Source organism: Aeromonas sp. 96A (assembly GCF_051919165.1).
GTDB classification, from domain to species: domain Bacteria; phylum Pseudomonadota; class Gammaproteobacteria; order Enterobacterales; family Aeromonadaceae; genus Aeromonas; species Aeromonas veronii.
Genome location: NZ_JBQBFE010000001.1, coordinates 2,476,516 through 2,495,299 on the forward strand (window position 1 = coordinate 2,476,516; position 18,784 = coordinate 2,495,299).

Consider the following 18,784-nt stretch of genomic DNA (forward strand, 5'->3'; position numbering starts at 1 on the left):
CATGGTGAAATCAAACCGTCTCCTGCCACCCCTTATTTACATTCAGCAACAAAATGATCTGCCCTGACGGGGATAACAACCTTTATCATAAGGAGCCGGTTATTGCGCAACCGATAACCGAGCAGCCTGTTTATGTCATCCGGTCGTCAAGACCCCCAATAGAGAACCATTGCCTATGAAGACAGTTATCCGGCAAGAGATTGCCCTGCCCGTTGGCCTGCTGACCCTGCTCTTTTTCAAGACCCTGGGCAGTGACCTGCTGACAGAGACAACTCCGCTCGGGATCTATCTTCCGGTTTCAGCGGCACTACTGGCCATCGTCACCTGGGCCATCTTCTCGGTGGTGCGCCACTCCGATGCCCTCGCCATCAAGCTGGGCGAGCCCTTCGGCACCCTGATCCTCACCCTCTCGGTCATCTCGCTGGAGGTGGTGATGATCTCCTCGGTGATGCTGACCGGCGAGCCCAACCCCACCATGGCCCGCGATACCATGTTTGCGGTAGTGATGCTGGTGAGTACCGGTCTGGTGGGCTTCACCCTGCTGTTTGGCGGCTGGCGCTACCACACCCAGAGCTTCAATCTGGACGGAGTGAAATCCTATCTGGTGGCCATCATCCCTCTGGCCCTGCTCTGTCTGGTGCTGCCCAACTTCACCGAGGGTGGTGCAATCGGCAGTATGTCGCGCGCCATGTCGTGGATGCTGATCATCATCTCAATCCTGCTCTACGGGGTCTTTCTGCTGATCCAGACCCGCAGCCACAGCCACTTCTTCGTCGACAGCGATCACGAGGATTATGAGGAGCACCACGGCCCGCTGCAGAGCAACGTCTATCACACCATCCTGCTGCTCGCCTACCTGCTGGTAGTGATCCTGCTGGCCAAGACCCTAGCCATCCCCATCAACTACGGGGTGCATGTGATGGAAGCACCCGCCGCACTGGGCGGCTTTATCGTGGCCTGCATCGTGCTGGCCCCCGAAGCAGTCGGCGCCATCAAGGCCGCCTTCAACAACCAGTTGCAGCGAGCAATGAACCTCTACTTCGGCTCGGTGCTGGCCACCATCGCCCTCACCGTGCCTGCCGTGCTCTTTATCGGCTCCATGCTGGATCAGGAGGTGCGCCTCGGCCTCTCCCCCGCCGATATGGTGCTGCTGGTCACGACCTTGATGGTCTGTAAAGTAACCTTCAGCAGCGGCCGCACCAATGTGCTCCATGGTGCGACCCATCTGGTGTTGTTTGTGGTCTATCTGTTCCTGATGTTCGAGCACGAATAACCGCGTTCAACCAACGTCAGAAACGCCAAGACCGCCCGATTGGGCGGTCTTTTGTCATCTGCTCCCGGCTGTCACCGGCGTCTGTGAAGCGGCTTCCCCCTCATCCCCCACCCTTCTCCCGCCAGGAGAGAATGAGGATCAAGGCTTACAGGCTGGGCAGCACCCCGACCGGAATCAGATCGTTGTAGCTGGCACGTCCCAACAGGGCGGCGGCCGCCTCGATATCCGGCGCGAAGTACCTGTCCTTGTCGTAGAAGCTCACCTCTGCCCGCAGTCGTCCCTTGGCCTGCTCGATCAGCTCGGTACTGCGCAGCGGCGCGCGAAAATCGAGCCCCTGTGCCGCCGCCAGCAGTTCGACCGCCAGAATGCCACGGGTGTTCTCGGCCATGTCCGCCAGCCGACGACCGGCGAAGGTGGCCATGGAGACGTGATCCTCCTGATTGGCCGACGTAGGCAGGCTGTCCACCGAGGCGGGATGGGCCAGGGTCTTGTTCTCGGAGGCCAGCGCCGCCGAGGTGACCTGAGCGATCATAAAGCCCGAATTCACTCCGCCGTTGTTGACCAGAAACGCCGGCAGACCGGACATCCGCGAGTCGATCAGCAGTGCCATGCGCCGCTCGGAGAGCGAGCCGATTTCAGCGATGGCCAGCGCCAGATTATCGGCCGCAAAGGCCACCGGCTCGGCGTGGAAGTTACCGCCGGAGATGATCTCATCGTCATCGGCAAACACCAGCGGGTTGTCGGAGACCGAGTTGGCTTCGCACACCAACACCTCGGCCGCCTGACGGATCTGGGTCAGGCAGGCTCCCATCACCTGCGGCTGGCAGCGCAATGAGTAGGGATCCTGCACCTTCTCGCAGTTGTGGTGGGACATGCCGATCTCGCTGAGATCCCCCAGCAGATGGCGATAGCAGGCAGCTGCATCGATCTGGCCACGCTGACCACGCACCTCGTGGATGCGGGCATCGAACGGCCGGCGACTGCCGAGCGCAGCCTCCACGCTCATGGCGCCGATGGTGATGGCACCAGCGAACAGATCCTCGGCATGGAACAGCCCTTCCAGCGCAAAGGCGGTGCTCGCCTGGGTGCCGTTGAGCAGGGCCAGCCCCTCTTTCGGCGCCAGCGCGATGGGCTCCAGCCCGGCAATTTTCAGCGCAGTGGCGGCGTCGATCAGCTCGCCCTTGTGGCGAGCCTTGCCTTCACCGATCAGCAAGCAGCTCATATGGGCCAGCGGCGCCAGATCGCCGGAGGCACCGACGGAGCCCTTCTTCGGTACCACCGGATAGACTTCGGCGTTGATAAGGGTCATCAGGGCCTCAAGCACCGTCAGCCGGATGCCGGAGAAGCCCCGCGCCAGCGAGTTGAGCTTGAGCACCATCATCAACCGTACAGTGGCGTCATCCATGTATTCGCCGATGCCAGCGGCATGGGAGAGCACGATGGAACGCTGCAGCTCGTCCAGCTGCTCCACCGGAATGCGGGTGTTGGCCAGCAGGCCAAAGCCGGTATTGATGCCATACACCACCCGGTTCTGCTCGATCACCTTGGTAACTAAGGCAGCTGAGGCGTGGATCCCCGGCAGCGCGGCCGGATCCAGTGAAACATGTACCGGCTCGCGGCTGACGCGGCGCAGGGTGGCAAGATCCAGCTCGCCCGGAGTAATAGTCAATTCAAACATGGTGTTACACCTTTCCTTTGACACCGTTGGCGCCGTCAATCATCGGCAGATCCAGCTTCGCCTCATGGGCACAGTTGATGGCAATCTCGTAGCCGGCATCGGCATGGCGCATCACGCCGGTGGCCGGATCGTTGCGCAGCACCCGACCGACGCGGCGGGCCGCGTCATCGGAGCCGTCACAGACGATCACCACGCCGGAGTGCTGGGAGAAGCCCATGCCGACCCCGCCGCCGTGATGCAGCGAAACCCAGGTCGCGCCACCGGCGGTGTTGAGCAGGGCGTTGAGCAGCGGCCAGTCGGAGACGGCATCGGAGCCATCCATCATCGACTCGGTCTCGCGGTTCGGGCTCGCCACCGAGCCGGAATCCAGATGGTCGCGGCCGATGACGATGGGGGCTTTCAGCTCACCGTTTTTCACCATCTCGTTGAAGGCCAGACCGAGCCGCACCCGATCCTTGACCCCGACCCAGCAGATCCGCGCCGGCAGCCCCTGAAACGCGATGCGCTCGCGGGCCATGTCGAGCCAGTTGTGCAGGTGAGGATCATCGGGGATCAGCTCTTTGACCTTCTGGTCGGTCTTGTAGATATCTTCCGGATCGCCGGAGAGGGCCACCCAGCGGAACGGGCCAATCCCCTCGCAGAACAGCGGGCGAATGTAGGCGGGGACGAAGCCGGGGAAGTCGAAGGCGTTCGCAACCCCCTCCTCCAGCGCCATCTGGCGGATGTTGTTGCCGTAATCCAGAGTCGCCGCGCCGCGCTCTTGCAGGGTCAGCATCGCCTCCACCTGACGGGCCATGGAGCGACGAGCGGCCAGATTCACCTCCTGCGGGGCACTCTGCTGTAGCTCGCGCCACTTGGCCACGCTCCAGCCCTGCGGCAGGTAGCCGTGCACCGGGTCGTGGGCGGAGGTCTGGTCGGTCACCACATCCGGTGTGATACCTCGGGCCACCAGCTCGGCGAAGACGTCGGCGGCGTTGCCGAGCAGGCCGACGGAGACGGCGATGCCGCTCTGCTTGGCCTCTTCGACCATGGCCAGCGCTTCATCCAGGCTGTGGGCCTTCTTGTCCACATAACGGGTGCGCAGACGAAAATCGATGCGGGTCTCGTCGCACTCCACGGCGATCATCGAGAAGCCTGCCATGGTGGCGGCCAGCGGCTGGGCGCCACCCATGCCGCCGAGACCACCGGTGAGGATCCAGCGGCCCGCAGGCGAGCCGTTGAAGTGCTGGTTGGCCACCGCGAAGAAGGTCTCGTAAGTGCCCTGCACTATCCCCTGAGTACCTATGTAGATCCAGGAGCCCGCGGTCATCTGGCCGTACATCATCAAACCCTTCTTATCGAGCTCGTTGAAGTGCTCCCAATTGGCCCAGTGCGGCACCAGATTGGAGTTGGCGATCAGCACCCGCGGCGCGTCCTTGTGGGTCTGGAACACCCCGACCGGCTTGCCGGATTGCACCAGCAGGGTCTGATCCTCCTCGAGCCGGGTCAGCACCTCGACGATCTTGTCGAAGCAGGTCCAGTTGCGGGCGGCGCGGCCAATCCCGCCATAGACCACCAGCGACTGGGGATGCTCGGCCACCTCGGGATCCAGATTGTTCATCAGCATCCGCAGCGGCGCCTCGGTGAGCCAGCTCTTGGCGGTCAGCTCGGTACCGCGCGGGGCACGGATCACGCGGTTAGGATCATGACGGGGATCCTGCTGTTGCACAGACATACACACTCCTTGTTGTATCAATAGGGTGCCTTTGGCGACGGGCGGCCAAAGGGTTAATGGGTCAACAGATGAACCAGTCGCGCGGCCACACGGGCACTGCGGTTATCCTGATCCAGCGTCGGGTTGTACTCGGCCAGATCGGCAAGCCTGAGCTTGCCGCTGGCCCGGATATGGGCGATCAGCGGTTCGATCACCGCCAGCTCCACGCCACGGGCGGCGGGGGCACTCACTCCCGGCATAACGGCGCCGGGCAGCACATCAAGGTCGATGGTCAGATAGAGGTGATCACAATCGGCGATAAAGGCGTCCAGCCCGCTTAGCAAGGCTGGCAGCCCGGTCTGGGTCATCGCCTCGTCCAGCACATGCCACACACCCAGCGCCTTGGCACGGGCAAACAGGGCTTGGGTATTGGCGGTCTCGGCCACCCCGAGGCAGGCGTAGTGAAACGGCGTGCCCTGAGCGGCACACTGCTCGGCGATCTGGAAGAAGGGGGTGCCGGAGCTTGCCAATTCCTGCTTCATGCGCAGGTCGAAGTGGGCGTCAAAATTGATAATGCCGACTCGCCCCTGACCCGCCAGATGCAGGTTGAGGCCGCTCCAGCTGCCGAAAGCCACCTCGTGACCGCCCCCCAGCACCAGCGGGAAGTGGCCCAGATCAAGCGCGGCGGCGACCCGCTCGGCCAGATAGCCGTGGGCGGCGTCGAGATTGCCATCGGTACAACTCACATCCCCGCCATCGTAGACGGGGCGATTCAGGTGCCAGGCAATGTTGGCCAGCAGCTTGCGCACCGCTTGCGGCGCACCGGCGGCGCCGACACGCCCCTTATTGCGGCGCACCCCTTCATCGCAGGCAAAACCGAGCAGTACCACACCGGCAGCGTCTTGTGCTCCGGCGGTCCAGGGCTGCACCTTGTCGTGCCAACGCAGAGCCAATTCGCCATCTTCCGGATCCTGCCGCCCTTGCCAGAGCGACATATCGATCGGGTTGAACTTATCCATGGAGGGTCTCCTTGCCGTTGAAGATGCGGCTTGCCAGCTGATCGACGCCGACCATGTAGCTCAGCTCGGCCGGATTGGCGCAGTGCCAGATCAGGAAATCGGCCGCCATGCCCACCCTGAGCTGGCCAAGGCGATCCTGCTCGCCGAGCGCTTTGGCGGCGTGACGGGTCACCCCGACCATGGCCTCCACCGGGGTCAGGCCAAACAGGGTGCAGGCCATGTTCATCGCCATCCGCAGCGAGACAATGGGGGCCGTACCCGGGTTGATGTCGGAAGAGACCGCCATCGCCACCCCCGCCTTGCGCAGAGCTGCAACCGGGGGCAATTTGGTCTCTTTGAGGAAGTAGAAGGCGGTGGGCAGCAGGGTGGCGACCACGCCACGGTGGGCCAGCGCCAGGATCCCTTCCGGATCAAGATACTCCAGATGATCCACCGAGAGGGCGCCAAAGTTGGCTGCGAGGGTGCTGCCACCGAGATTGGAGAGCTGATCCATGTGCCCTTTCACTGCCAGACCGTATTGATCCGCCGCCAGATAGACCTGCTCGGTCTGGGCCAGCGAGAAGCCGATGTGTTCACAGAAGACGTCCACCGCATCGGCCAGGCCCGCCTCGGCGGCGGCCGGGATGATCTCCTGACAGATGGTCTCGACCCAGGAGTCGGGATCGTCGCGATACTCCGGCGGCACTGCATGGGCCGCCAGCAGGGTTGTCTTGACCCGGATCGGCAGCGCCTCCCCCAGTCGGCGGGCGACCCGCAGCATCTTGAGTTCGTCATCCAGCGTCAGGCCATAGCCGGACTTGATCTCCACAGTGGTGACCCCTTCGCGGATCAGGGATTTCACCCTCGGCAACGCCAGCTCGAACAGCAGCTCTTCGCTGGCGGCACGGGTAGCACGCACCGTGCTGATGATGCCACCGCCCCGACGGGCGATCTCCGCATAGGGAACTCCCTGCTGACGCAGCTCGAACTCTTCGGCACGGCTGCCGGCGAAGACCAGATGGGTGTGACAATCGATAAGGCCGGGGGTGACCAGCTTGCCCCGCATATCCTGCCAGTGAGCGGGATACGGCCCCTTCAACTCGGCCATCGGCAACAGCGCGTGGATCTTGCCATTCTGCACGCCGATGGCGTGGAGCGGCAGCAGGCCGTAGTCGGCCAGCTCATCACTCAGGGTGGCGGGCGTCACGTTGAGCCAGACCCGCTCGCAGTTCAACAGTTCCTTGTTCATAGCGACCTCAAATGTATATACATATCCTTATAGTCGATCTCTATGACGAAAGAAAGAGCGGCGTTCACATCCTGATAACAGCATCAAACTTAGATTTTAAGCACAAAAAAGCCCACCAAGAGGTGGGCTTTGCAAAATCGAGTTGTATATACATTCACTCCAGCTGAGTCTTGGAGCTGAGCTTGTAGCGGGAACCGGGGGAGAGCAAACGGGCGTAGGAGACCAGATGCCCCTCCGACCAGGTACGCCGGTGCAACAACAGACAGGGGGAATCTACGCGGATCTGCAACAATCCCGCCTCACCGGCGCTGGGCAACACGGCTTCCACCACGTGCTCCATCTCGGAGAGGGGGCAGACATCCATCAGATAGCGGTTGGGGGTCTGTTGGGTAAAATCCTGCTCGCCATAGCCAGGCAAGCGCCCGGCATCGACGAAGCGCTCCTCCAATTGCAACGGCTCGCCATCGGCCTGATGGACGATCAGGCTGTGAAAGATGGGGGCGCCAACCCGCAGCCCCAATTGTACCGCCACCTTCTCGTCAGCGGCCAGTCGCTGCAGCCGGATCACCCGGGCGCTGTACTCACCGCCACGCTCGGCGATCTCGTCGGCAATATTGCGAATAGCCAGCAGCGGTGACTCGGTGCGCCTGTCCGCCACGAAGCTACCGGAACCGGCGGTACGCACCAACCACCCTTCCGCCACCAGTTCCCGCAACGCCCGGTTGACCGTCATCCGGCTCACGGTGAACTGCTCGCACAGGGCAGCTTCGGTCGGGATCCTGTCCCCCGCCTGATAGTGGCGTTCGCGGATCCCGTCCAGAATATGCTGTTTGATCTGCAGATAGAGGGCTGGCGCCACCATGAAGCTCCCTAGCGCCGACGGTGGGGCGGACGCATGTCCGGCCAGGCGCGGTAGACATCGGGGATCTGATCCGGCCCGCTGATGCAGAGATCGAGATCGTGCAGCAAGCCATCCTTGATCCCGTAGATCCAGCCATGCACCGCCAGCTCCTGCCCCTTACGCCAGGCGTTCTGGATGATGGTGGTGTGGCAGACGTTGGCGACCTGCTCGGCCACGTTCAGCTCGCACAGGTAGTCGAAGCGCTCATGCTCATCCTCGATGGCCTCGAGCTCTTCACCGTATTTGAAGTAGACATCCTTTATGTTGCGCAGCCAGTTGTCGATGAGACCCAGCTCCTGGTTCTGCATCGCGGCTTTGACGCCGCCGCAACCGTAGTGACCGCAGACAATGATGTGCTTCACCTTGAGCACTTCCACCGCGTATTGCAGCACGGAGAGGCAGTTGAAATCGGTATGCACCACCAGATTGGCGACGTTGCGGTGGACGAAGACATCTCCCGGCAGCAAGCCCATCAGCTGGTTGGCGGGGACCCGGCTGTCGGAACAACCAATCCAGAGGTATTCGGGGGCCTGCTGGGCAGAAAGAGTGGCAAAGAAAGCGGGATCTTCGGCTTTGATCCGTTCGGCCCACTCACGGTTGTTGGTAAACAGGTCGTTCAACAGTTTCACTTCTGCTCTCCCTAATGTGGCAGTGGCGGCAACATAACACACTCAAGGGTAACCAAAGCAAGGCCGACCAGATCCCTGCGAAACAAAAACAGGGCCATCAGGCCCTGTTTTTATGAGAGGAAGCATCAGGCTTCCATGGCATCTTTCAGCTTCTTGAGTGCGTTTTTCTCAAGCTGACGCACACGCTCGGCAGAGACGCCGTAGGTATCGGCCAGCTCCTGCAGAGTGGTCTTGCTGTCATCATCGAGCCAGCGGGCGCGGATGATGTGCTGGCTGCGCTCATCCAGGGTGGCGAGGGCCGAGCTCAGACGACGGGTCGCGTGATCGTCCCAGTTGTCGTTCTCGATGGTGGCGGCCAGATCGGAGGATTTGTCCTCCAGATAGTGAACCGGAGCGAAACCGCCCTCTTCCTCATCGTCACCCACCAGATCGAACGCCTGATCGTAGTTGGCCATCCGCGCTTCCATTTCGGTCACGTCAGCGGCAGAAACGCCGAGATCGGCCGCCACGGCCTGAACCTCTTCGTGGTTCAGCCAGCCCAGACGCTTTTTGGATTTGCGCAGGTTGAAGAAGAGCTTGCGCTGGGCCTTGGTGGTCGCCACCTTGACCATGCGCCAGTTGCGCAGGACGTATTCGTGAATTTCGGCCTTGATCCAGTGCACGGCAAAGGAGACCAGACGCACGCCGACCGTCGGGTCGAAGCGCTTGACCGCCTTCATCAGGCCGATGTTGCCTTCCTGAACCAGATCGGCCTGAGGCAGGCCGTAACCGGCATAACTCTTGGCGACATGAACGACAAAGCGCAGGTGCGACATAACCAGCTGACGAGCAGCCTCGAGATCGCCATCCTGCTGCAAACGCTCAGCCAGTTCACGCTCTTCCTCTGCGCTCAGCACAGGAATAGAGTTTACTGCCTGGATATAGCCTTCCAGACTACCTTGCGGAATCAGAGCCATAGTGCGCTGCAATGAAGTTCCCATCTGTTACCTCTTACTTTTCAATCGAATCAGTCTAACACCCTGAGAGGGTCTGTCTACTGACCGGATGCCATTCTGCGGCGTGTATCAAAGAACATGCCCAGTTTTAGACCGGCTTATCTTAAGCCTGCAGGATGAATCATGAATGAACAGTCAAAAAAAGGGGGTCACAATGAAGGACCCCCGAAAAGTAGCATGCTAAGTCCATTGTTGCGGAGCTCGCAACCTTCACATGCTTGCCAAGTCTGACGAGCAAGGCAGAGGGGCCACACCCGTATAAATGCTTCAGCTTTAATAGACTGCTTATAAATCAGAAGGTTCACTGGATCTCGCGAAGATCCGGAAGATCATTGTTATTCAGAATACTCTGACTATGGGGGCCAAGCCAGAAACGGCCCCTCTTTTACTTGATCCGCCTCTCAAAATCCAGCGATTTACTTTGATGACAAAGTAATCAGGATGGTTCGATGTCGCGAATGTGGCGATGGACCGAGAACCAGGAGGCAATCAGCCCCAGCAGGGCGCCCAGCAAGATCAGATTGATCCCGTCTACCGCCCCCATACCAACCAGCCGGAAGTTACTGTTATACAAGCCCGCCAGCTCCTTCACCACCCCTTCGCTCCAGATCACCATCACTTCAGTCAGCCACCAGGCCAGCATGCCGCCGATCACCCCGAACCAGATGCCGGTATAGAGGAAGGGACGATGAATAAAGGAATCGGTCGCCCCCACCAGCTTGAGCACTTCAATCTCGGAACGCTGGTTGAGGATGTTGAGACGCAGGGTATTGCCGACGATCAGCAACACGGCGGAAAGCAGCAGCACCGCGATACCGGTAATGGTGTGGCGCAGCAGGTTCATGATCCCCTGCAACCGGGTCAACCACTGCAGATCCAGCTTGCCCTGTTCGACCCCCACCTCGTTATTGAGCTTGCTGAGCAGCTCGGCGGCCCCTTCCGGGTTCTGCCAGCGCGGATCCGGGATCACGCTCAGCACAGGCGGTAACGGGTTGCTGTCCAGATAATCGAGGGCATCGCCGAAGCCGGAGATCTCGCGAAACTCCCGCAACGCATCGTCACGGCTCAGGTAGGTGACCGAATCCACCTCGGGATAGAGCAGGATCCTGTGCTGCAGATCGAGAATGCTCTGCTCCGGCAGATCCTTGCGCAGGTAAAGGGAGATCTGGGAACTGCTCTGCCAGCTCCCCTCCACCACCTCGGCGTTTTTCAGCAGCACATGGAAACAGGAAGGCAGTGCCAAGCTGACGCCGAGCACCGCCAGCGTCATCAGGGAGGCGAGCGGATTGCGCCACAGCTCCCCGAGACTGGCAAACGCCTGCCGCACATGATCAACCCCGTACATCATCAGACGGCGCAGCGGCGGTTGTTTATGACGAACGATAGCCATCAGAGCTCCTCCCCGGCCGAATACATGCGACCCGCCTTGAGGGTCAGGGTGCGATAGCGCATGCGAGCGATCAGCCCCAGATCGTGGGTGGCAATCAGTACCGAGACCCCAAAATTGTTGAACTCCTGAAATAACCGCATGATGTCCATGGAGAGCTGGGGGTCCAGGTTGCCGGTCGGTTCATCCGCCAGCAGCAACGGCGGCTTGTTGACGATGGCGCGGGCGATACCGACCCGCTGCTGTTCACCACCGGAGAGCATGCGCGGCTGGTAACGCTCCTTGCCAAGCAGCCCCACCTTGTCCAGCGCCGCCGCCACCCGCTTGTTGATGTCCGCATGGCTATAACCATCGATCACCAGCGGCAGCGCCACGTTGTCGAACACGGTTCTGTCCATCAGCAGGCGGTGATCCTGAAAGATCATCCCGATCTGGCGGCGAACATAGGGGATCTGGCTGCGCTGGATATGGCTGACATCATCACCATGAAAGAAGACGCGACCATCGGTCGGACGCTCCATCACGCTGATCAGTTTGAGGAGGGTACTCTTGCCCGCCCCCGAGTGCCCGGTCAGAAAGGCCATCTCTCCCTTGCGCAGGTGAAAGCTGACCTTTTGCAGCGCCTGATGGCCGCCGCTGTATACCTTGCTGACCTTGTCAAAACGAATCATAACGGTTCCCTGAAATTGACAAACCCCGACCGGAGTCGGGGCATGGAACACTTACTCATCACGGCTGAGCTGACTCATCACGGCCGGACTTATTCATCGCGGCTGAAGAGCGCCTCGATGAAGTCGTTGGCAACGAAGGGACGCAGATCGTCGATCCCCTCGCCCACCCCGATATAGCGGATCGGGATCTGGAACTTGTCGGCCACCGCGAAGATGACGCCGCCCTTGGCCGTGCCATCCAGCTTGGTGAGGGTGATGCCGGTCAGGCCAACCGCCTCGCTGAACAGCTTGGCCTGGCTCAGGGCGTTCTGGCCGGTGCCGGCATCCAGCGTCAGCATGATCTCGTGGGGGGCCTCTTCATCCAGCTTCTTCATCACCCGCACCACCTTCTTGAGCTCTTCCATCAGGTTGCTCTTGTTCTGCAGGCGACCGGCGGTGTCGGCGATCAGCACGTCAGCCCCGCGGGAGCGGGCGGCCTCGATGGCGTCATAAATGACAGAAGCGGAATCGGCGCCGGTGTGCTGGGCAATCACCGGAATATTGTTGCGCTGACCCCAAACCTGCAGCTGTTCGACCGCTGCAGCACGGAAGGTGTCACCCGCCGCCAGCATCACGCTCTTGCCCTCGGCCTGGAACTGCTTGGCCAGCTTGCCGATGGTGGTGGTTTTGCCGACGCCGTTTACGCCGACCATCAGGATCACATAAGGCTTCTTGCTGGTGTCGATCACCAGCGGCTGTTCGACCTTGGCCAGCATCTCGCCCATGTCCTGCTTGAGCAGGCCGTAGAGCGCCTCGGCATCCTTGAGCTGCTTGCGATCCGCGTGCTGCACCAGCCCTTCGATGATACGAGTAGTGGTATCCACACCGAGATCGGCGGTCAGCAGCTGGGTTTCCAGCTCTTCAAACAGCTCATCGTCGATCTTCTTGCCACGGAACAGGCCGAAGAAACCGGAGCCGATATTCTCCTTGGTGCGCACCAGACTGCGCTTGAGGCGAGCAAAGAAGCCCTCCCGCTGCGGTTTGTCCTGGGTGTCGTCGTCTACCTTGGCGGCCAGCGGCAGGGCTGCCAGGGCGGCGGCCTCAGCCTCCATCGCGGCGACCAGGCGCATATCTTCCGCTCGCTGGGCCTCTTTGGCGATACGGGCCTCTTCCGCAGCCTGAGCTTCAGCAGCAATGCGAGCCTCTTCTGCCGCACGGGCTTCAGCAGCAATACGCGCCTCTTCCGCAGCGCGGGCTTCAGCGGCAATACGCGCCTCTTCTGCAGCGCGGGCTTCAGCAGCAATACGCGCCTCTTCCGCGGCACGGGCTTCAGCGGCAATACGAGCCTCTTCCGCCGCACGGGCTTCAGCAGCAATGCGAGCCTCTTCTGCCGCACGGGCTTCAGCAGCAATACGCGCCTCTTCCGCTGCACGAGCTTCAGCAGCAATACGCGCCTCTTCCGCTGCACGGGCTTCAGCAGCAATGCGAGCCTCTTCCGCAGCGTGAGCTTCGGCGGCAATGCGAGATTCTTCCGCGGCGCGGGCTTCGGCAGCAATACGAGCGGCTTCAGCGGCACGCTCCTCTTCGGCGATCAGCGCTTCGTTGACGATCACCGGCTCCAGATCGGAGGCGCACTCCTCCACCACCAGCGGGCCGTGGTCGTCCAGCTCGGTCGGCAGACAGCAATCATCTTGCAAAACGGAATTCTGTGCGCTGGCAGGCACTTCGGGGGCAACGGCCGGCGTACTATCGGAAACAGTGGTATCGGAAACAGGAGCGGGGGTAGCAGCGACCTCGGGCTCAACGGTAACGGGGGTGGCTTGGGGTGTCTGTGGTTGGACAGCCTCAGCCTCTTCTTTCTTGCGGCCGAAACCCAGCCAGGAAAACAAACCTTTTGCCATCTAAAAATACTCACATCAAAGGCTGACTGCTAAGATAGCCGTCCCTTGGCGGGTCGGCATAAAAATGAACCGCCTTATACTACCACTTTATTTTCTGACGATGAAACGCGATGCCCAGAGTGAAATCCAGCCGTAGCAACCCGAGCAAGAGTCCCGCCCCGCAAGGAAAATCGGGCTTTGTAAGAATCATCAGCGGCCAGTGGCGAGGCCGCAAATTGCCGGTCAAGGATGTGGAGGGGCTCAGACCCACCACGGATCGCGTCAAGGAGACCATCTTCAACTGGCTGGCCCCCCATATTCGCGGCACCCGCTGCCTGGATCTGTTTGCCGGTAGCGGCGGACTCGGGCTGGAGGCACTGTCGCGCTATGCCGAGCAAGTGACCCTGATCGAGATGGACAAAGGGGCCGCTGACCAGATCAAGAAGAACCTGACCGCCCTCGGCAGCAGTCAGGGCCAGGTGATCCAGTCAGATGCAGTGAGCTGGCTGCAAGGCCCGGCCACGCCGTTTGATCTGGTGTTCCTCGATCCGCCGTTTCGCCGCGAGCTGCTGCCGCAAGTGTGCGAACTGCTGGAGCAGCGCGGCTGGCTGGCGCCGGACGCCCTCATCTATCTGGAGCGGGAAAAGGAAATGGCCGATCTGGCGCTGCCCGCCAGCTGGCAACTACTCAAGGACAAACAAGCCGGTCAGGTCTGCTATCAACTCTATCTAAGGGAGGTAAACAATGAAGCGAGTCTTTAATCTGTTGGCGATGGGGCTGATATTGTTCTTCTGGTTTGGCGTGCTGATAAGCCTGATCGCCCCGCTGCCCGGCAAACTCAACGGCTTTCTGCCGGTCTGCGGCGTGATCGTCGCCCTGCTACATTGGCTGCAGGCCAGCATGATCAAGGCAGCTTGCAAACGCTACTTCGCGGTCACCAAGGCCGAATTTGTCACTGTGCTGATCTTTGGTGTGTTTGGCATGGTCGACATTCGTCAGCGCCTGCAAGAGATCGTCAACGCCGCCCAGCGCGGCAATCTCTCGGGCAAACCATAAAAGAAAAGGGGACGGCGGTAGCCGTCCCCTAGAGTCGTGTCGTCCTGTCCGTAGAACTGCAATGCTCCCTGCAATCCCTGACGTTATCCTAATCCTTTGGAATATCCCCTTTCCAATCCGTTGGCGTGTCCTGCGGCGTTCCTGGCCTGGCAATTCATCCTGAACTGCTTCACTGTCTCCATCCTGGAGGTGTCCATTACCACGTCCTGTGGGGTTCCTTGCGTCTTCCTGACAGATAACCATCCGGGTTATCTCACTTCATCCTGAAGTATTCCTCTCGCATCCGGCGAGGTCCTGTTCATCCTGAAGAACGAGGTTCCGTTCGTTCTGCTCCCATCCCGAGAGTGTCCTGCCGCATCCAGCGGTGTTCCTTTATTCATCCGTGACGATAATCATCCTGATTATCGAGCTCATCCTGAGGAGTCCCTTGTCCACATCCTGCGGACTATTCCATCTTTATGCGCTGTCCTGCATCCTGCCGGACCAGCTCCGTCCTTGTGAGACCCATACTAAGGAAATGCGCACCCCGAACAAGGGCCATCCGATGATAAAGATCCGATGCGGCTCCCATCTCAAAAAACGAACTTAAAAACTAACCCTTTAATATCAGTTAGTTATTTAGTTTCACGGGAAAGCTCGATCATTCTGGCATGGCTTCGCGTACGGCTCAAAGCGCCAGCCTCTTACAGTCGCTATGGCAGATCTCTTACACGGGTTTCGCCCCCAAAAACGGGGCAGGAAAACGGTTCAATCCTGACGTTAAGACTTAAAAATTTGTTGAATAAATATGCTTAAAAAAACCGCAAAAAAAGAGCCGAGGCCAGGCTCGACTCTTCAACATTCCAATTTTTTAATCAGCTCAAGCGGTTGGCCGGATTGAGATAGGCCTTGCGCAGCGATTCCGGTGCCAGCACCTCCAGTTCACCGCCGATGTTGTTCAACCAGCTGCGAAACTCCGGGGTGTCCTGCACCTCTGTCTCCACCACCACGCTACGCTTGTCATAGCGGGTCATGCGCGGATTGTTGCCGGGGATCTGGTTATCCACCAGCGACTGGCTGTTAGCATCGATCCGGCCGACGAAGCGGATCGGGCCGCTCACATCCTGATAGCCCTGATCGCGGATCAGCTTCTGGATGTTGAAATCCTTCGGCTGGGTGGCGCTGAAGTTGGTCAGCTCCACGTTCTTGATATGGTCAAACGGGATGCCGTAGACCTTGGGATCCAGCTCGGACAGAGTGCAGAGCAGGATCGGACCGTCCGGCTGATTGAGAATGCCGAGCGGGTTGATACGGTCGTAGCAGAGCCATACGGTGCGCTCTTTGATCACGCGCTGGATCTCGGCACTGAACTTGCGACCACGCCAGAGCGCATCGCGGATCAGGGTGCTGCGGCGGATCTCCGGGTTGCCGGCAAACGGACGCGGTGACTGGTGGACACTCTCCAACCAGCGTTCGGCCAGTTCGCTCTGGCTGTCGCGGATCACCTGGCTCGCCTTGTCAACCAGCGGGTTCAATTCGGTCAGTACACTCGCCGGCAACAGTTGGCTCGCCTGATCACTCCAGGTTTTCAGGGCCACCGCCAGCGAGAGCGGCATGATATTGGCAAAGTCGTTGAGGCCGTGGCGCTCGAAGCACCAGCCATGGGGTTTGCTGCGCTCGTCCGAGGTGAGGTCGAACAGTCCCATGCCGGACATCTCTTCCAGGTCCCGTTGCACGGTACGCAGACTGACGTGGATGCCTTCCTCTTCCAGTTTTACCTGGAGTTGGCTGGCGGTCAGCTTGTAAGGGCGGTGCGGGATGCAACGCGCCAAGGTCAGTTGTCGTAACAGCTTCTTGCTCATGGTGCTTGCCTTCACTGGTTTAGCGTTGACTGTATGCTAGTCGTGACTTGCGACAGTCTATGTCGCAAGTTTTGCTGCGACAACTGTCGCCATTTTCATACAAAACACACTAAGCAGTTGATTTATAAAGACAATGCACTCAAAAAAGGAGCCGCTAGAGGCTAAAATTAGCCAAAAATCCCTCAAATGAAAGTTCTATCTTGCGATTTTTTGTTAGCATAAAACTCCGATTAATTAATTCATCACAGAATATGATTTCAGGGGAGAGCATGACTCTCCCCTTTTGCTCACATCAGCCACGACCAGGCTGACTTGGTGATGGCCGCACCGACCATGTAGCCAAACACCGCAAGCGCTGCCACACCGGCCACCAGCTTCTGACCGCGGGCCGGGCGCTTGAGTGCCATCACACCCAGACCGATATAGAGCACCAGTGCAATCAGCTTGGCCATCAGCCAGGGTTGTTGGCCGGGGCTCAACTGCAAGGCCACCGCCAGCAACACACCAAACAGCAGCAGGAAGGTGTCGTTGATATGGGGCAGGATCTTCAGCCACCTCTGCTGCAACCGATCGCTGCCGGCCAGCGCCAGACTCCAGCGATAGATAAAGAGCAACAGACTGACCAGCGCCAGCGTCATATGCAGGTGTTTGAACATGGGGTAATAGGCAATCATTTTGCTTCCTTGTCGTCGTCGGGTAGCCCGCTGTTCCAGTTATGGGCATGGATACGCTCCTGCCCCTCCTCGTCGTCTTGCAACAGATCGGAGAGGATCTCCCGGTATTGCAGGCTCTTGTTGATATAAGTGTGTTCGTCATCCAGATAGTTGACCTGCTCGCGCAGCAACCAGTTATCGTGCTGCTTGAATGTCTGCCCCGCCCGCCAGGCCTGGTTGGCCCTAAACCCAAGCTGGGTCAGGGCTTCCACCCCCAGATCGACCGCCGAGCCTAGGGTTTCCCGGTGCACGCTCTCGACCCCGTGGCGCAGGATCTCGTGGGCATGGGGTCGATCCAGCGCTCGCGCCAGGATCTTCAGGTGCGGGAAGTGCTTCTGCACCATCTCGATCACCGCCAGCGAGGTGGCAGGATCGTTGATGGAGAGCACCAGCAACTTCGCCTTGTGCGCCCCGGCGGCATGGAGCAGATCGATCCGGCTGGCATCGCCATAGAAGACCTGATAGCCGTACTTGCGCAGGGTCTCTATCTGGCTGGCATCCTGCTCGAGGATAGTGGTACCGATGCCGTGACCATGCAGCAGACGCCCCACGATCTGGCCGAAGCGGCCGAAGCCCGCGATGATCACCGGATGCTCCACCAGCTCAGGTTGCTCATGCTGCGGTGCGTCGCTCTGGTTACGGTAATCGAACCAGGGCTGGATCACCCGATCGTTGAGGATCAGCAGCAGTGGGGTGAGCGCCATGGAGAGCGCTACCACCAGCGTCAGCAACGAGATGGTCTCGCCGGGCAGCACCCGGTTCTGGGCGGCAAACGAGAAGAGCACGAAGGCAAACTCACCGCCCTGTGCGAGCGCCAGCGCGAAGGTCCAGCGTTGACTCGGCGAGATGCGGATAATGAAGCCGAGCGCCATCAGCACCAGCCATTTGAGCACCATCAGGCCAACCACCAGGGTTGGTATCAGGAAGGGGTGCTCGGCAAACAGCCCGAAGTCGATCCCCGCCCCCACCGACATAAAGAACAGGCCGAGCAGCAAGCCTTTGAACGGCTCTATGTCGGCCTCCAGCTCATGGCGATATTCGCTGTCGGCCAGCACCACACCGGCGAGGAAGGAGCCGAGAGCGGGCGAAAGCCCCACCGACTCCATCAACACGGCGATGGCGATCACCAGCAGCAGAGCGGCGGCGACGAAGATCTCCCGCATATGGGACTGGGCGATGGCACGAAACACCGGTCGCATCAGGTAGTGGCCACCCAGCACTATGCCTGAGATGGCCGCGACCACCAGCAGACCATGCTGCCAACCCGCCAGCTCGGAGCCGCCATTACTGGCCACCGGTGCGATAGCCAGCAACGGCAGGATCGCCAGAATGGGGATAACGGCGATGTCCTGAAACAGCAGCACCGCAAAGGCGGAGCGACCGCTCTCGCTCTGCATCAGCTTGCGCTCCTGCAGGCTCTGCAACACGATCGCGGTGGAGGAGAGCGCCAGGATCAGGCCGATGGCCAGCCCCTGTTGCAGCGGCAGACCGATCAGGTGCGCCACGCCGGTCAGCGCCGCCGTGGTGAGCAGCACCTGCAGGCCACCGGTGCCGAGGATCGGCCCCTTCAACTGCCACAAGAGGGCCGGGCGCAATTCAAGACCGACCAGAAACAGCATCAGTACCACGCCAAACTCGGCGAAGTGCATCACATCCTTCTGCTCCCCCACCAGCCCCAGCAGAAAGGGGCCTATGATGATCCCCGCCAGCAGATAACCGAGCACCGAGCCCAACCCCCAGCGTTTGGCCAGCGGCACCGCGATGACGGCGGCGGAGAGGTAGATAAAGGCATCAAACAGGATCCCGTGGCCCATCAGTCGGCCCTCCGCATGAACATCTGA

General features: G+C 60.3%; 16 protein-coding genes. 3 read left to right on the top strand and 13 right to left on the bottom strand.

Translation table 11 applies throughout. The features are described 5' to 3' along the window. The first annotated feature begins 175 nt into the window (after nt 1–175). Nucleotides 176–1,273, top strand: coding sequence for a calcium:proton antiporter (locus tag ACTG2W_RS11320; protein WP_005348596.1), 1,098 nt, complete (start codon nt 176–178; stop codon nt 1,271–1,273). A 145-nt stretch (nt 1,274–1,418) separates the two neighbouring features. On the opposite strand, the gene hutH is transcribed toward ACTG2W_RS11320, so the two are convergent. The 10 genes from hutH to ftsY form a co-directional block, all read right to left on the bottom strand. After that, nucleotides 1,419–2,951 (bottom strand): histidine ammonia-lyase, encoded by a 1,533-nt coding sequence (gene hutH / locus ACTG2W_RS11325; protein WP_440016214.1) that lies wholly within the window; start codon nt 2,949–2,951, stop codon nt 1,419–1,421. A gap of 4 nt (nt 2,952–2,955) precedes the next feature. Further along, on the bottom strand, nt 2,956–4,665 hold the full coding sequence (hutU, locus tag ACTG2W_RS11330) for a urocanate hydratase (protein WP_440016215.1): 1,710 nt from the start codon (nt 4,663–4,665) through the stop codon (nt 2,956–2,958). A gap of 53 nt (nt 4,666–4,718) precedes the next feature. Further along, nucleotides 4,719–5,663, bottom strand: a complete 945-nt coding sequence (gene hutG / locus ACTG2W_RS11335; protein WP_440016216.1) for a formimidoylglutamase — start codon at nt 5,661–5,663, stop codon at nt 4,719–4,721. Then, nucleotides 5,656–6,891, bottom strand: coding sequence for an imidazolonepropionase (gene hutI, locus ACTG2W_RS11340; RefSeq protein WP_440016217.1), 1,236 nt, complete (start codon nt 6,889–6,891; stop codon nt 5,656–5,658). The genes hutG and hutI overlap by 8 nt, the downstream gene beginning before the upstream one ends. A 154-nt stretch (nt 6,892–7,045) precedes the next feature. Further along, entirely contained in the window at nt 7,046–7,750 is a 705-nt protein-coding gene (hutC, locus tag ACTG2W_RS11345) for a histidine utilization repressor (RefSeq protein ID WP_041202413.1), read from the bottom strand. Nucleotides 7,751–7,761: 11 nt separating this feature from the next. Further along, nucleotides 7,762–8,421 (bottom strand): carbonate dehydratase, encoded by a 660-nt coding sequence (gene can / locus ACTG2W_RS11350; RefSeq protein WP_005339998.1) that lies wholly within the window; start codon nt 8,419–8,421, stop codon nt 7,762–7,764. A 125-nt stretch (nt 8,422–8,546) separates the two neighbouring features. After that, on the bottom strand, nt 8,547–9,401 hold the full coding sequence (gene rpoH, locus ACTG2W_RS11355; protein ID WP_005339997.1) for an RNA polymerase sigma factor RpoH: 855 nt from the start codon (nt 9,399–9,401) through the stop codon (nt 8,547–8,549). A 451-nt stretch (nt 9,402–9,852) separates the two neighbouring features. After that, entirely contained in the window at nt 9,853–10,806 is a 954-nt protein-coding gene (ftsX, locus tag ACTG2W_RS11360; RefSeq protein ID WP_005339996.1) for a permease-like cell division protein FtsX, read from the bottom strand. Beyond that, a complete protein-coding gene (ftsE, locus tag ACTG2W_RS11365; RefSeq protein ID WP_005339995.1) occupies nt 10,806–11,474 on the bottom strand; it encodes a cell division ATP-binding protein FtsE in 669 nt (222 codons plus the stop codon). Before ftsE ends, ftsX begins: the two co-directional genes overlap by 1 nt. Nucleotides 11,475–11,563: 89 nt before the next feature. After that, on the bottom strand, nt 11,564–13,354 hold the full coding sequence (gene ftsY, locus ACTG2W_RS11370) for a signal recognition particle-docking protein FtsY (RefSeq protein ID WP_440016218.1): 1,791 nt from the start codon (nt 13,352–13,354) through the stop codon (nt 11,564–11,566). Between the two features lie 110 nt (nt 13,355–13,464). On the opposite strand from ftsY, the gene rsmD reads away from it, so the two are divergent. Continuing rightward, entirely contained in the window at nt 13,465–14,094 is a 630-nt protein-coding gene (gene rsmD / locus ACTG2W_RS11375) for a 16S rRNA (guanine(966)-N(2))-methyltransferase RsmD (protein WP_005339991.1), read from the top strand. After that, nucleotides 14,078–14,389, top strand: a complete 312-nt coding sequence (locus ACTG2W_RS11380; protein ID WP_019444692.1) for a DUF1145 domain-containing protein — start codon at nt 14,078–14,080, stop codon at nt 14,387–14,389. Before rsmD ends, ACTG2W_RS11380 begins: the two co-directional genes overlap by 17 nt. Nucleotides 14,390–15,243: 854 nt before the next feature. On the opposite strand, the gene ACTG2W_RS11385 is transcribed toward ACTG2W_RS11380, so the two are convergent. The 3 genes from ACTG2W_RS11385 to ACTG2W_RS11395 form a co-directional block, all read right to left on the bottom strand. After that, complete coding sequence (locus ACTG2W_RS11385; protein ID WP_005339987.1) at nt 15,244–16,230, bottom strand: helix-turn-helix transcriptional regulator; 987 nt, start codon at nt 16,228–16,230, stop codon at nt 15,244–15,246. A gap of 287 nt (nt 16,231–16,517) precedes the next feature. After that, nucleotides 16,518–16,904 (bottom strand): SirB2 family protein, encoded by a 387-nt coding sequence (locus tag ACTG2W_RS11390; protein ID WP_106844122.1) that lies wholly within the window; start codon nt 16,902–16,904, stop codon nt 16,518–16,520. Continuing rightward, complete coding sequence (locus tag ACTG2W_RS11395; RefSeq protein WP_440016219.1) at nt 16,901–18,757, bottom strand: monovalent cation:proton antiporter-2 (CPA2) family protein; 1,857 nt, start codon at nt 18,755–18,757, stop codon at nt 16,901–16,903. The genes ACTG2W_RS11390 and ACTG2W_RS11395 overlap by 4 nt, the downstream gene beginning before the upstream one ends. Nucleotides 18,758–18,784 lie beyond the last annotated feature (27 nt).

Excerpts from the sequence above, each read along its gene's own strand:
- hutH (WP_440016214.1), bottom strand. The coding sequence starts at position 2,951 with ATGTTTGAATTGACTATTACTCCGGGCGAGCTGGATCTTGCCACCCTG.
- ACTG2W_RS11390 (WP_106844122.1), bottom strand. The coding sequence starts at position 16,904 with ATGATTGCCTATTACCCCATGTTCAAACACCTGCATATGACGCTGGCG.
- rpoH (WP_005339997.1), bottom strand. The coding sequence starts at position 9,401 with ATGGGAACTTCATTGCAGCGCACTATGGCTCTGATTCCGCAAGGTAGT.
- hutI (WP_440016217.1), bottom strand. The coding sequence starts at position 6,891 with ATGAACAAGGAACTGTTGAACTGCGAGCGGGTCTGGCTCAACGTGACG.
- ACTG2W_RS11385 (WP_005339987.1), bottom strand. The coding sequence starts at position 16,230 with ATGAGCAAGAAGCTGTTACGACAACTGACCTTGGCGCGTTGCATCCCG.
- ACTG2W_RS11380 (WP_019444692.1), top strand. The coding sequence starts at position 14,078 with ATGAAGCGAGTCTTTAATCTGTTGGCGATGGGGCTGATATTGTTCTTC.
- ftsY (WP_440016218.1), bottom strand. The coding sequence starts at position 13,354 with ATGGCAAAAGGTTTGTTTTCCTGGCTGGGTTTCGGCCGCAAGAAAGAA.
- hutG (WP_440016216.1), bottom strand. The coding sequence starts at position 5,663 with ATGGATAAGTTCAACCCGATCGATATGTCGCTCTGGCAAGGGCGGCAG.
- rsmD (WP_005339991.1), top strand. The coding sequence starts at position 13,465 with ATGCCCAGAGTGAAATCCAGCCGTAGCAACCCGAGCAAGAGTCCCGCC.
- hutU (WP_440016215.1), bottom strand. The coding sequence starts at position 4,665 with ATGTCTGTGCAACAGCAGGATCCCCGTCATGATCCTAACCGCGTGATC.
- ftsE (WP_005339995.1), bottom strand. The coding sequence starts at position 11,474 with ATGATTCGTTTTGACAAGGTCAGCAAGGTATACAGCGGCGGCCATCAG.
- ACTG2W_RS11320 (WP_005348596.1), top strand. The coding sequence starts at position 176 with ATGAAGACAGTTATCCGGCAAGAGATTGCCCTGCCCGTTGGCCTGCTG.
- ftsX (WP_005339996.1), bottom strand. The coding sequence starts at position 10,806 with ATGGCTATCGTTCGTCATAAACAACCGCCGCTGCGCCGTCTGATGATG.
- ACTG2W_RS11395 (WP_440016219.1), bottom strand. The coding sequence starts at position 18,757 with ATGGGCCACGGGATCCTGTTTGATGCCTTTATCTACCTCTCCGCCGCC.